12 protein-coding genes and 1 pseudogene (1 of these 13 only partly in view) are annotated in these 12,500 nt (G+C 60.5%); 7 read left to right on the top strand and 6 right to left on the bottom strand.

Features of this window, described 5'->3' with window-relative positions:
* Positions 1-35: 35 nt before the first annotated feature.
* Positions 36-1,268, bottom strand: a complete 1,233-nt coding sequence (locus LMT64_RS10245; RefSeq protein ID WP_126353624.1) for a toxic anion resistance protein — start codon at positions 1,266-1,268, stop codon at positions 36-38.
* A 140-nt stretch (positions 1,269-1,408) separates the two neighbouring features.
* Complete coding sequence (gene msrB, locus LMT64_RS10240; RefSeq protein WP_126353626.1) at positions 1,409-1,870, bottom strand: peptide-methionine (R)-S-oxide reductase MsrB; 462 nt, start codon at positions 1,868-1,870, stop codon at positions 1,409-1,411.
* Between the two features lie 88 nt (positions 1,871-1,958).
* On the opposite strand from msrB, the gene LMT64_RS10235 reads away from it, so the two are divergent.
* Positions 1,959-2,162 carry a hypothetical protein gene (locus tag LMT64_RS10235; RefSeq protein WP_170166069.1) on the top strand — a complete coding sequence of 68 codons (204 nt, stop codon included), beginning with the start codon at positions 1,959-1,961 and terminating at the stop codon, positions 2,160-2,162.
* Positions 2,163-2,260: 98 nt separating this feature from the next.
* A complete protein-coding gene (locus tag LMT64_RS10230; RefSeq protein ID WP_170166070.1) occupies positions 2,261-2,452 on the top strand; it encodes a nitronate monooxygenase in 192 nt (63 codons plus the stop codon).
* 192 nt (positions 2,453-2,644) lie between these two features.
* Here the strand turns inward: LMT64_RS10230 and LMT64_RS10225 are convergent, their stop codons facing one another.
* The 3 genes and pseudogenes from LMT64_RS10225 to ftsH all read right to left on the bottom strand — a co-directional run bounded on the left by LMT64_RS10225 (position 2,645) and on the right by ftsH (position 6,354).
* Positions 2,645-3,760: an alanine racemase gene (locus LMT64_RS10225; protein WP_126353630.1), complete on the bottom strand. Its 1,116-nt coding sequence runs from the start codon at positions 3,758-3,760 to the stop codon at positions 2,645-2,647.
* Complete coding sequence (locus tag LMT64_RS10220) at positions 3,760-4,209, bottom strand: GNAT family N-acetyltransferase (protein ID WP_126353632.1); 450 nt, start codon at positions 4,207-4,209, stop codon at positions 3,760-3,762. Before LMT64_RS10220 ends, LMT64_RS10225 begins: the two co-directional genes overlap by 1 nt.
* Positions 4,210-4,472: 263 nt before the next feature.
* Positions 4,473-6,354 (bottom strand): annotated as a pseudogene (gene ftsH, locus LMT64_RS10215) (ATP-dependent zinc metalloprotease FtsH).
* A 254-nt stretch (positions 6,355-6,608) separates the two neighbouring features.
* Here ftsH and dnaK point away from each other — a divergent pair.
* The 5 genes from dnaK (at position 6,609) to LMT64_RS10190 (ending at position 11,548) form a co-directional block, all read left to right on the top strand.
* Positions 6,609-8,501, top strand: coding sequence for a molecular chaperone DnaK (dnaK, locus tag LMT64_RS10210; protein ID WP_229253212.1), 1,893 nt, complete (start codon positions 6,609-6,611; stop codon positions 8,499-8,501).
* 81 nt (positions 8,502-8,582) lie between these two features.
* Positions 8,583-9,296, top strand: a complete 714-nt coding sequence (locus LMT64_RS10205) for a nucleotide exchange factor GrpE (RefSeq protein ID WP_229253211.1) — start codon at positions 8,583-8,585, stop codon at positions 9,294-9,296.
* A gap of 3 nt (positions 9,297-9,299) precedes the next feature.
* Positions 9,300-10,010 (top strand): VF530 family DNA-binding protein, encoded by a 711-nt coding sequence (locus LMT64_RS10200; RefSeq protein ID WP_126353496.1) that lies wholly within the window; start codon positions 9,300-9,302, stop codon positions 10,008-10,010.
* 60 nt (positions 10,011-10,070) lie between these two features.
* On the top strand, positions 10,071-11,009 hold the full coding sequence (locus LMT64_RS10195) for a DnaJ C-terminal domain-containing protein (protein WP_126353498.1): 939 nt from the start codon (positions 10,071-10,073) through the stop codon (positions 11,007-11,009).
* A 77-nt stretch (positions 11,010-11,086) separates the two neighbouring features.
* Entirely contained in the window at positions 11,087-11,548 is a 462-nt protein-coding gene (locus LMT64_RS10190; protein WP_229253210.1) for a GNAT family N-acetyltransferase, read from the top strand.
* 61 nt (positions 11,549-11,609) lie between these two features.
* Here the strand turns inward: LMT64_RS10190 and galE are convergent, their stop codons facing one another.
* Positions 11,610-12,500, bottom strand: partial view of a UDP-glucose 4-epimerase GalE gene (gene galE, locus LMT64_RS10185; protein WP_126353502.1) — the 3' portion only. Its footprint extends 105 nt past the window's final position; the window shows 891 of its 996 coding nt (coding positions 106-996); its start codon lies off the right edge, out of view; the stop codon is at positions 11,610-11,612.

Here is a 12,500-nt window from a genome sequence, read left to right as displayed (position 1 = left end):
GGCGCTTCTGATTTCAGCCCGAAACTGTGGCTGCTTTAAAGCTTCAGGTCCACTTCAGCCGCTGGAGCACTGAGCTGCCTGGGCAAATCACTGTCCAGTACGCGGCGCTCACGGTCCAGATAATGATTGGCACTGTTGACTTGCTGCTCCAGCGCCTGAGTGGTCTGTGCAAACGAGTCCAGCGCCCGCATCCGATACTGGCTCACGTCATCCAGTGCGGCATAGATATTGTCGAATGCGGCCTGCAGACGGGCCACATCAATGGTGGCGGTACTGGCCTGTTGCTGAATCTGAGCACCTTGCTGGCGCAGCATAGACGAGGTGGCTTCGATCATGCCGGTGGTCGTCGAGTTCAGCGCAGTAATCTGATCCAGCACCAATTTCTGATTACTCAGGGCCTGCGACACGATCACAGCTGTTCGCAGCGCACTTACGGTGGTGGTGGTGGCGCGGTCTACCCCTTTGATCAGCTCTAGGTTGTTGCGGCGTACCAGGTCCAGCGCCATGTAGCCCTGCACGCTGACGGCCAGTTGCGTCAGTAAATCGGTGGTGCGCTGACGTACCGCGAACAACAGTTCTTCTTGCACCACACGTGCCATTTCAGGATCACGGGCTTGCAGGGCAGGCAACCGGGCCGTGAGGTCGGCATCAATAGCCCGTGACAGCTGCACATATTCGCGGAGCTTGTGCATCAGCTCCCAGAGATTGACCTTCTCCTGCTCAATAGAAGCGTTGTCCTTACGCAGTTCGTCCTGACCCTTATAAAGCGTGTTCAGGATGGCGTTCAGATGCGCCTGTGAAGACTGATACTTCTGGAAATAGCCCTCGGCCTTACGGCCAAAAGGAATGATCCCCAGTAACTTGCGTGCCCCCAGCCGGTTGGAGCGCGACGGGTCTAGGTCTTCAATGGTTCGGCGCAGATCCAGCAGACCACTGGCAACCTTGCCCCCTTCCCCCTCCTTGAGACCTTTCTGGGTGGCCATGGGCCGCTCCATCAGGCGGCTACTCACGCTGGAAGCCTTACGGATTTCCTCCTGTCCCAGATTGTGCAGGGAGCGGGTACCCTCAGTAAAGTTCAGGCTCTGGCTGTCACCACGCAGCAGTCCAGTCACAAACTGCTCAGCCTTTTGCTGTAACGCCAATTTGTCGGCCTCGTTCAGTTTGACCATCTCATCACCCTGTTCGGGGGCAATGATAGGAACCGGAGCCGGAGCTTCCAGAACAGGCGCGGGAGGAATCAGGTCGGGCAGATCAGAACGGTCAGTCATGTGCAGTGTTCTCCTTTTGGGATAAAGAGCGGGGCCGCGACATCCAGATACGTCGGCATCCAGAGAAGCGTACCCCGTGTCTTCTTTGTCATACGCGCACCAGGTCAGGTCAGTTCCCAGCCTAGTGCAACAGACTTCCCTTATCGGAACAGTTCGCTGTAAGCGCCGTAACCTTCAGCGTCCAACTCGCTCAGCGGAATAAAGCGCAGCGCCGCCGAGTTGATACAGTAACGCAGTCCACCCTGATCCTGAGGACCATCAGAGAAGACGTGACCCAGATGCGAATCGGCCACCTGTGAACGGACTTCAGTACGCGGATACATCAGCTTGAAATCGGTCTTTTCGGTGAGCGAGGCGATGGGCCGGGTAAAGCTGGGCCAGCCACAGCCAGCGTCGTACTTGTCGCGGGAGCTGAACAGCGGCTCACCCGACACCACATCCACGTAGATCCCCTCTTCTTCAGTGTCCCAGTACTCGCCAGTAAAGGCCCGCTCGGTCCCCTCATGCTGGGTCACCTGGTACTGCTCCGGGGTCAGCCGGGTGCGCAGATCGCTGTCAGCGGGCTTGGTATAACCGTCTTTGGTCCAAGTTGGTTTGGTCATAGAGGCAGTTTAAGAAGGCCCCCCACCCCGTAACCCGCGTTACCTGACAATGTCGGGGGAAATATAAATCAAACATCTACACTGCGGCATGGCCCCCAATTCCTTGGCCCGTCTGAACCTGACCACCCCTATCGTGCAGGCCCCGATGGCCGGAGTCAGCCTCCCATGCCTTGGCCGCAGGCGTGAGCGAAGTGGGTGGGCTGGGAGCAGGCTATTTGCGCGGCCCCGCACTGGCCGAGGCCCTTCGGAGGCGGCTGTTGGCCAGATCCGGGCACTGGGCAGTCAGCTGTAGATGACAGGAACCAGTGTGCGCGGGGCGCAGGCTGCTGCTGCCCTCCACCCCGATGCCCTGGTGGTATAGGGACTCGCCGACGGAGGCCATCGGGGCAGTTGGAAGATACCCGACAGCTCACGCTGACTCTGCTGCAAGCGGTCCAGACAAGAACCGATGTGCCTTTGCTCGCCTCAGGTGGCCTGATGACTCCGCAAGACGTGCAAGCGGTGCTTCAGGCAGGCGCGGTAGCCGCGCAGTGCGGCACCCCCTTTCTATTGGTCCATGAAGCCAGCACCTCCGCGCCGTAACATCAGCGCTCCCCTATCTGGTATCTGGCACAAAATGCCCTGACCCAGTCGCACCAAAGCTGTTCGCCAACACCGCCCTGAACGGCTTAGCTTGTGGGCCGGAGAGGGGATTGGCGCCCTGACGGATGAGCAGTCAGCGGCGGATGTTGTGGCATGGCTGAGCGGCACAGCTTAAGCCTCACGGGCTGCGGCTCAGTCGCGGGCCATGGCCTTTTGCTCGGCGAGGCGCTCTCCGGCATCGTTGACTACCACCTTGTCTATATAGGCCGAGTTCATCAAGTGCAAGGCCCCCATGTATTTCAACTTGAAGCACACATGATCGCCCACCTTTAGCCCGGCATGGTTGGCACCCGCATCCAGGACCAACATGTCCGAGCTGGCGTCCAACACGCCCAGCGCTTCGTCTTCCAGAATCAGGTACTGCGGCGAAACGTCCAAGTAGCCCACGTCCAAAATGGCACGGTAGGCGGTGGCTCCCTGTTCATAGTCACTCTGCGCCGTTACGCCGAAAGGATTCTTACCCAGTGGCCCGGAAGGCGTCATGGGTTTTTCGGACAGCTCGATCACTTGGGCATGCAGCTCCAGCACGTCGTCATGCATGCCGTCAAAGGTCTGGCCCTCAAATAGATCAGCGCCAAAATACAGCGCCTCACCGACCCGGAAGTGATTCACGCTGGCCGGCAGCTGACCGTACTTAAGCAGCGGAATAGTCACGGTGGTGCCCGCGCTGACCCAGGGAATCTTCACCTCATTTTGCAGCTCCAGAATAGTTTTATAGAGGCCCAGCTGAATCAGCTTGTCCTCGCTGGGCATCACGCCACTCAGGCAGTTCAGATTGGTGCCAATTCCAATGACCTCCAGGTGAGGGAGGCCGAATACCTGACTATAGAACTCGGCCAGGTCGCTCCGCATCACCCCTTCCCGCAGATCACCCATCTCGATCATGATGATGACCTTGTGAACCTTGTCTTGCCGCACCGCCTCGTCAGAGATGCGCTGCAAGGTTTCCAGTTCAGTATTGAAACTCACATCGGCCCACTGCACCAGATCGGGGATGTAGTCCCAGGCCGGTGGCTTGATATACACCGTCTGCGCTTCGGGGCACAGTTCCTTGATCACCTTGAGATTGCTGATCCGTGAATCCAGCACCTCACGGACCCCTAGACGCAACACCTCGGAGATAAACAGCTCATTGCCGCAAAAGAGCTTGGTCACGACGCCCCACTCGATATCACGTTCAGCAAATAGGCCCTGGAGGTGGTCATAGTTGCGGCGTAACTTGTCGCGGTTGAGGGTGATATAGGCCATCAGCGGGTCAGGCGCATCTCAAGGTACTTGTTGGTAAAGCCGTATTTCTCGTACAGCGCCTTGGCTGGATTCTGCGGCTCCACATGCAGGGCAATCGAGCCATCCAGAGCGCTCGTGATGGCTTCCATCAGGCTCTTGCCTACGCCTTTGCCGCGCGCATCGGCGTGTACGGCGATGTACACCAGGATATTTTCCGGAATAAAACCTTGCATTCCCGTACGGTTGGTAATGGACGCACCCAGCAACTCATCGCCGTCGTAGGCGGCAAATACGGCCCCGCCACGCTCCTCGGCGTAATCAAGGCAGGCCTGAATATCGGCCAGGCTATCCCCATATTCATCCAAGTGAACAAAAAGAAACTGGGCTACCACTGCTCGCGTCCCAGCATCCAGCGGTGAATACTCAGGCCCGAGACGGTCAAAGACAGTACGAACTGAAGATGTGGTCATAAATCCCTCCCTTGGGCGGTGATGACTCAAGGCCTGAACGTCAGATTGGAGTGGTCCGCCCAGTGGGCCGGTGTGGCAGCGGGGTCAGGCCTACCCAGTCAACCAGCACACTCATACAGCGACGGTCCAATCCTAACGCGTCAGAACGTGTGCGACTGTTCTCAGGGCCTGGACTGACTGTCTGGACTGACTGTAAACTGCTGTTCAACGGTCAGCAGTGGATGACACCCGACTTAGGTACCACGGTGATGGGTGAATTTGTCCTAAGCCAGCTTGGGATGCAGCCGGGGGGCAGCCTCAGGCTGAGTTTCAGCACCAGCCTTCAATGCGGGCAAGCTGCCACCCTGGACCAGCTGGGCCAGTTCATCGCCGGTCAGGGACTCACGGGCCAGCAAGGCATCGGTCAGACGGTGCAGGAGATGCAGATGTTCCGTAAGCAAATCAGCAGCACGGCGGTACTGCGTATTCAGCAGCTCGGAGACAGCTTGATCAATGGCTTCGGCCGTCTGGTCGCTGTAAGTGGTGGGCTGTGAACCATAACCCAGGTACCCGCCCGCTTCATCAGCCAAGGCCAGCGGACCCACTTCACTCATGCCCCACTCGGTGACCATCCGCCGCGCCAAGCTGGTGGCCTGCTGAAAGTCATTGGCCGCCCCAGTGGTGACTTCGCCCACCGCCACTTCTTCGGCAGCGTGTCCGGCCAGTGCTACACAGAGGTGATCCAGCATGGCACTGCGGCTGAGATGAAGGCGGTCTTCGGGGGTGTACAGCGCCGCGCCCAGCGCCCGCCCACGCGGCACGATGGTCAACTTATGGGCTTTGTCGGCATGGGGGAGAAGTTGTGCCGCCAGCGCATGGCCGACCTCGTGATAGGCGGTGATACGGCGGTCTGCTTCCTGAATCACCAGGCTCCGCCGTTCTGGCCCCATCAATACCCGGTCCCGCGCCTCGTCAATGTCTCCCATCAGAATCCGGCCGCGCCCCTGACGCGCCGCCAGCAACGCCGCTTCATTCAGCAGGTTTTCCAGGTCTGCCCCCACCATCCCTGCTGTGCGCCGGGCGATCAGGCTCAAATCCACCCCCACATCCAGCGGTTTGGTCCGGGAGTGAATCCGGAGGATTCGCTCCCGGCCAGCAGCGTCCGGGGCGTCCACCACCACCTGACGGTCAAAGCGGCCGGGACGCAGCAAAGCGGCGTCCAATACATCCGGGCGGTTGGTCGCTGCCAGGACAATAATGTCGCGTCCCTCCTCGGTGGCCTCGCCCCGGAAGCCGTCCATCTCCACCAGCAGCCCATTGAGGGTCTGTTCCCGCTCATCGTTCCCGCCTTGCAGGTTCAGGCCACGCTTGCGGCCTACCGCGTCGATTTCGTCCATAAAGATGATGCAGGGCGCACTTTTGCGGGCCTGTTCAAAGAGGTCCCGGACGCGGGCAGCGCCGACACCGACGAACATTTCGACAAAGTCGGAGCCGGAGATGGAGAAGTAGGGGACGCCGGCTTCGCCGGCGACCGCTTTGGCGAGGAGGGTCTTACCGGAACCAGGCGGGCCGACCAGCAAGAGGCCGTGGGGAATACGGGCTCAGGGCGCGGTACTTTTCAGGCTGACGGAGGAAATCGACGACTTCCTGCAGGTCCTGTTTGGCCTCATCACAGCCCGCTACGTCGGCAAAAGTCACGCCGACTTTCTCTATGTTCACGACATTGGCCCGGCTTTTGCCGAAGGCAGTGGCCGCCGAGTCACCGTTCCCCATCTGTCGTGAGCGCAGCAGCATATACAGCAGGACACCGATCAGCAGAAGGGTCAGCAGCCAACTAAATGCGCTCAGCCAGCTGAATCCCGAAGGGGGCAAGTACGTGGTATCTACTCCACGGCTCTCCAGCTCAGAAAACGACAGCAAAGGATCACCCGGCAACGTGCGGGTCAGGAAACGCTCACCGCCGACCAACTTGCCGCGCAACTCCAGTGTGTCACCGTCGGGCCGGAGCTGTACCTGCTCAATTCGCCGTGCCGACAGGTGGTCCGTGAAATCACTCAGCGGCATTTCCTTCGGCCCCGGCGAAGACAGTGCCAGAGTGAGCAGCGCAGCCACCACCACTCCCCCCAGCAGCCACCGCCAAGAGCGTTTCAGTGGGCTGGAATCCATGGGTCAGTTTACTTCAGTGGGCGGGCAGCAGACTGTAAATATTCCGGCCTACGGCCACACCATGCCACCGCCTCCACAGCCACCAAACCTTAAGCGTCCCTGAATGGCAAAGTTGAGCGTAATACACTCAAGTCTATTGACACTAGATGATTGTGTCTCTATGCTGGGGAAAGTATCAACAAGGCTGAAGGCGGCTATAGCCGAAATTCAAGCCGGAGATCCCTCAAGCAAGATCAGCTCAAAGGAGATATGACATGGCTAAAGCAGTAGGAATTGACCTAGGAACCACCAACTCCGTGATCGCCGCGATGGAAGGCGGACGCCCTGAAGTGATCGTCAACGCTGAAGGCAACCGCACCACCCCTTCGGTCGTCGCCTATAAGGGTGACGAGCGCCTGGTAGGTCAAATTGCCCGCCGTCAGGCCGCGCTGAACCCTGCCGCCACCCTGTTTGAAGTCAAGCGCTTTATTGGCCGCCGCTGGGACGAAGTCAAGGAAGAAGCGGCCCGCAGCCCCTTTACTGTCAAGGAAGGCTCCGGCGGCAGCGTCCGGATTGAGGCCAACGGCAAAGACCTGGCACCTGAACAGGTGAGCGCCGAAGTGCTGCGTAAATTGGTGCAGGACGCCAGCGCCAAGATGGGTCAGAAGATCACCGACGCCGTGATTACCGTGCCCGCCTACTTCGACAATTCCCAGCGTGAAGCCACCAAGCAGGCCGGTGAAATTGCCGGACTGAACGTGCTGCGCGTCATCAACGAGCCCACCGCCGCTGCACTGGCCTACGGCCTGGAGCGCAAAGAAGACGAAACTGTCCTGGTGTTCGACCTGGGCGGCGGTACGTTCGACGTGACCATCTTGGAGCTGGGCGACGGCGTGTTCGAAGTGAAGAGCACCTCCGGCGACACCGCACTGGGCGGCGCCGACTTCGACCAGCGCTTGGTGGACTGGCTGGCCAGCGAGTTCGAAAAAGAGCACAATTTCGATCTGCGTAAAGACAAGCAGGCCCTGCAGCGCCTGATCGAAGCCGCTGAAAAAGCCAAGATCGAGCTGTCGAACGCTTCTGAAACCAGCATCAGCCTGCCTTTCATCACCTTCGATCCTGAAACCCGCACCCCCCTGCACCTGGAGCGCTCACTGAGCCGCGCCAAGTTCGAGGAACTGACCAGTGATCTGCTCAAGCGTGTGCGTCAGCCGGTGGAGCAGGCCCTCAAGGACGCCGGACTGGACGCCAGCCGGATCGACGAAGTGATTCTGGTGGGCGGCAGCACCCGCATCCCCGCCGTCAAGCGCATCGTCAAGGACATCACTGGCAAGGAACCCAACGAGTCGGTCAACCCCGACGAAGCCGTGGCACTCGGTGCCGCCGTGCAGGCCGGCATCATTCAGGGCGATTCCAACCTGGGCGACATCGTCCTGGTGGACGTGACCCCGCTGACGCTGGGCGTGGAGGTCAAAGGTGGCATGATCGCCCCGATGATTACCCGCAACACCACCGTTCCGGCCAAGAAGACCGAGATCTACACCACCGCCGAGAACAACCAACCCGGCGTGGAAATCAACGTGCTGCAAGGTGAGCGCCCGATGGCCGCTGACAACAAGAGCCTGGGCCGCTTCAAGCTGGAAGGCATCCCGCCCATGCGCGCCGGACAGGCCCAGATTGAAGTGACCTTCGACATTGACACCAACGGTATTCTGCACGTCACCGCCAAGGAAAAGACCACCGGTAAAGAGTCCAGCATCCGTATCGAGAACACCACCACGCTGGACAAGGGCGATGTGGAGCGCATGGTGCAGGAAGCCGAGCAGAACGCCGAAGCCGACAAGGCCCGCAAGGAGCGCGTCGAGAAGCGCAACGGACTGGATTCCATGCGCGTGCAGGCTCTGCAGCAGATCGAGGAGAATGAACAAGCTCCTCAGGACGCCAAGGACCGCCTCAAGGCCGTGGCCGATGAAGCCGAGCAGGCCGTCAGCAGCGACGACGACGCCAAAATTGCCGAAGTACAGGGCCGTCTGGAAGAAGAACTGCGGAACTTCATGACCCAGAACAGCCAGGCCCAGGCCGGCACAACCGAAGCTCAGGCCGACGTTCCCCGGCAGGATGACGACGTGATCGACGCCGACTTCCAGCCCGCTGACGACAACAAGTAATCCCGTAGTTATGAAGGGGGGGCAGTGGCTCAATGGCCCGCCCTCCCCTTTTGATACCGCCTGAGCCTCTATGCTGCACCTATGTTTTCCAACTTCTCCAACCCCTTTGGTAAGAAAAAGGAGCCTGAAATGACCGACGACCAGCGTAATGACCAGCCCCAGGGCGAGCAGCAGACCGAGAACATCCAATTCGACGGTGCCGACGGCCTGCAAAATGCCAACGCCGATGTGACGGCGCGCCGCAGCGATCTGCCTGACGACTTCCCGGAAGATTTCCAGATGCCCGAAGGCTTTCCGGAGATGGACGAGAACATGATGGCCCAAGTGCAGGAAATGATGGGCCAGCTGCAAAAAGGTCAGCGTGCCGACGAACTGGAGCAGGAAAATGCCGACCTGAAAAACCGTCTGGGCCGCTTGGCCGCTGACTTCGAGGGCTACCGCACCCGCACCGCGCAGGACGTGAGCGACGCCCAGAGCAAAGGCATAAGCAAAGCGGCCGAAGCCCTGATGCCGGTCTACGACGACATCGCCCGCGCGCTGAGCATGGGCAGCGAAGACCCCAGCAAGCTGATTCCGGGGATGCAAGCCGTGCAGAGCAAGGTGCTGGGCATCTTTGCGGGCCTGGGCCTGGAGCCGACCGGCCAGGAGGGAGAAGCTTTTGATCCCACCTACCACGAAGCCATTCAGGTGATTGAAGGCGAAGACGGCATGATCGTACAAACCTATGAACTGGGCTTCCGGATGGGTGACCGCTGCGTACGTCCGGCCCGCGTGGTTGTTAGCCAGAAAGGCTGAGAAGTGAGCGCAGCAGTCTGGGACGACCGTCCAACTGGGCAGGATGCGCTACACGGCGTGTCCCTCAAGGACATTGTCACGCATCTACAGGCCGAATACGGTTGGGAAGAACTCGCCCGGCGCGTCCCTGTGAAGTGCTTTCAGAGCAATCCCAGCGTCAGCAGCAGTCTGAAGTTTCTGCGGCGTACCGACTGGGCGCGGGAACGGGTGGAAGAAGAATATGTTCGCCTAAGCCACCGCGAGCGGCAGAATCCGCTGATTGCCGCGCTGAAAGCTGGAGCTTCGCTGGACGCAGACAGCCTGAGCCAGACCAAACGTCATCAGGCGCTGGCGTGGGCGCTGCGGCACGGCGTAGAAGCGGATAGGTTGCTGGAGCTGCTGGCCCAACTTGAGGATGTCAACTTCTGGCCGGACTCTGAGGCGCTACCGCTCCTCAATCAGGCGATAGAGCAAGGCGCTGACCCGGCTTTTGTTCGCGAGCTGCTCCGGCGTGGTGCCGACGTCAGCGACTCCCGCTACTGGCTACCACTGCTGCACACGGTAGATGCGGAAGGTCAGGCCTACCGCACTCAGACCCGCGCTCCGAGTACGGCCATGCTGGACCTGCTGCTGTCACACGGCGCGGACCCACAGGCCAGCGACTCACGTGGTCACACGGCCCTGGATATCGCCTACGCTTATGGCCTGAAAGCGTTCGTCAACAAGCTGAGCTGACGGCACACCCTGCGCCCCTCAGGCTCCTAGACCCTTAAACACCGACCGACAGGAGGTCATATGGCTTACAAGGATTACTACGAAGTCCTGGGCGTCAGTCGCAGCGCTTCGGAAGCAGACATCAAATCGGCCTACCGCCGGCTGGCCAAGAAGTATCACCCCGACAAGAACGCCGGAGACGACAGCGCCGCCGAGCGCTTCAAAGAGATTGGCGAAGCCTACGCGGTGCTGAGCGACTCCGACAAACGCAAACTGTACGACCAGTACGGCCACACCGGGCAGGTTCCGCCAGGCGGCTATCCCGGCGGCGGTTTTCAGGGCAGCGACTTTGGCGGCTTTGATCCCAGCCAGTTCTCCGACTTTTTTCAGGAGATGTTCGGTGGCCGGGTCGGTGGCGCTGGCGGCGGGCGTGGCGGCTTTACTGCCCCTGACGGTACGCCGATCAGCATTGAGGACCTGTTCGGCGGCATGGGTGGTGCTGGGATGGGCGGTGCGGGCACTGGCGGTGGACGCCGCTTCGTGCAGAATGTGGAAGGCGAGTTACAAGTCTCGCTGCGCGAAGCCTACGAAGGCTCCGACGAGATCATCAATGTCGACGGCAAACGCCTCAGCCTGCGCGTGCCTGCCGGAACCCGCGACGGCTCACGCCTACGCCTGGCCGGGCAAGGACCGGGCGGCGGTGACGTACTGCTGACCATCCGCGTGCTGGAAGATGGCCGCTTTGACCTGGACGGCGACGACCTGACCACCAGCGTAGATGTGCCAGCCCCGGTCGCCGCGCTGGGCGGCGAAGTCACCGTGCAGACCCTGACCGGTAGCGGCAAGCTGAACGTGCCCGCGGGCAGCAGCGGGGGCCGCCGCATGCGCCTGCGCGGCCAGGGCTGGCCCAAGAAGAGCGGCGGCAAGGGCGACCTGTATGTGCGGCTGAATGTCACCGTGCCCAAAGACCTCAGCGAGGAGCAACGCCGACTTTACGAGCAACTGCGCGACCTGGGGTAGTCCGTCTACTGGCGCCCATTATACTGACCTATGAGCGCTCCTCTCATTGCCGGGCCACTCTGGCCGACGCCCCTGCATTGGCTGGCGTACATACCCAGAGCTGGCGCGAGACGTATACCGGCCTGCTTTCGCCTGATTTCCTGGAACGGGCCACCAATGGAGGCGCCCGCCAGCGCCGAGAACAAGGCTGGCAGACCACCATAGAGTGGGGCCAGGAAGCAGTCTTCATAGCCGAGCAGGACGGAAAAATTATCGCTTTCGCTTCGGTCGGCCCAGCCCGCGATCATCCTGGCTACACCCATGAACTGATGACTCTCTACAGCTTGCGCGAAAGCCAGGGGCAGGGCGTTGGAAAGAGGCTTTTGCGCGCTGTCATCTGTCAGGTCCAGAAGAAAGGCGGCACCAATTTGGCCCTCTGGGTCCTGGCAACCAATCCCACTCGTCAGTGGTACGCCTCTCAGGGCGCCAGAGAGGCCGGCGAGAAGCTAGACAGTGAGCTGCAAGAAGTCCGGATGGTCTGGGATCACTTGCCAGGATGAAGCCAACTTAATAAACCAGGGGCCTAGGCGAACATCGTCTAGGCCCCGTTCTACTGGATATTTAGAACTCGAACCCGTTCGGATGGGTACGGTGCCACATCCAGGCCATCCCAACCATCTGCCGCAACTCAGGAAACTGAGGCTCAAAGCCCAACTCAGCGCGGATACGTGAAGCGTCGGCCACCAGCTGGGGCGGATCACCGGGGCGCCGCTCGGCTTCCTCGCGGAGGAGCCGCACACCGACCACCTCATCCACCATATCCAGCACCTCGCGCACGCTGAAGCCATGCCCCAGGCCCACGTTGTAGGTGGCTGCGTCGTGTCGTCCATCCAACAAGGCACCTACGGCCAGCACATGCGCATCTGCCAAGTCCTGCACATGCACATAGTCGCGGATACACGTTCCGTCGGGCGTGGGGTAATCGGTGCCGAAGACCATCATCTTGGGCCGCTTGCCCAGTGCCGTCAGGCAGGCCAGCTCAATCAGGTGGGTCTGGCTGGAATGCGCTTCACCGATATCCCCTTCCGGGCTGGCCCCGCAAACATTGAAATACCGCAGCACTGTGTAGGGCTGCCCATAGGCGGCGTGCGCGGCGTGGATCATGTCCTCGGTCATGCGCTTGGTCTGACCATAGACACTCTCGGGGCGCAGCGGGGCATCTTCGGGAATCGGTACCGCGTCGGTCGTTCCGTAAACCGCGGCTGTGCTGGAAAATACCAGCGGGATGCGGCGACCTGTTTCTTGAATGGCTTGCAGCAAGTTTAGGCTACCTACCACGTTGTTGCGGTAGTAGGCCAGCGGTTCACACATGCTCTCGCCCACCTCTATGCGGGCGGCGAAATGAATGACCGCGTCAGCCTGTATCTCGGCCAGGGCCTGGGTCAACTGCTCCGGCTGGAGCAGATCGGACTGAAACAGGCGCACACCATTGGGCAGGGCCGCCGCATGTCC

This window comes from Deinococcus radiophilus (assembly GCF_020889625.1).
In the GTDB taxonomy this organism is placed as follows: domain Bacteria; phylum Deinococcota; class Deinococci; order Deinococcales; family Deinococcaceae; genus Deinococcus; species Deinococcus radiophilus.
This window is presented reverse-complemented; position numbering and strand designations above follow the sequence as displayed.